1 pseudogene is annotated in these 346 nt (G+C 45.7%); it reads right to left on the minus strand.

The features are described from left to right. Window positions 1-346: pseudogene (locus tag ACNKXV_RS13635) on the minus strand (TonB-dependent receptor); the annotation flags it as partial.

The following is a 346-nucleotide window of genomic DNA, read 5'->3' on the forward strand; positions in this document are numbered from 1 at the left end:
GAACCTATTCCTGAATATAATCTAATGGAGGGAGTCGCCTGAAACCCAATTTCTGCTCCTGGGAAATGCTTCCATCCATATTCCGAATAGTAATTGGAGTAAAGTCCCGCCCGGATGTCAGTTTTTTCTCCAAGATTGACCAACTGCTCCAAGAAAAGCCCAACTAGCTCCCGCTCATGATTTCCAAGGTTGGAAGATTCGATGGATTCCTTTCGGCCCTCGATCCCAAATCCGGTGGTTCCCAGTTTGCTTTTGTAGCTACCATTGGACTCGATGGCTAGGACATCCGAGGTATGGATATTCTGAAAAAACGAAGGCTCATTTCTTCTCAATCGAAACTCATCCT

The sequence above is a fragment of the Christiangramia aquimixticola genome (genome assembly GCF_048285835.1).
GTDB lineage: Bacteria > Bacteroidota > Bacteroidia > Flavobacteriales > Flavobacteriaceae > Christiangramia > Christiangramia aquimixticola.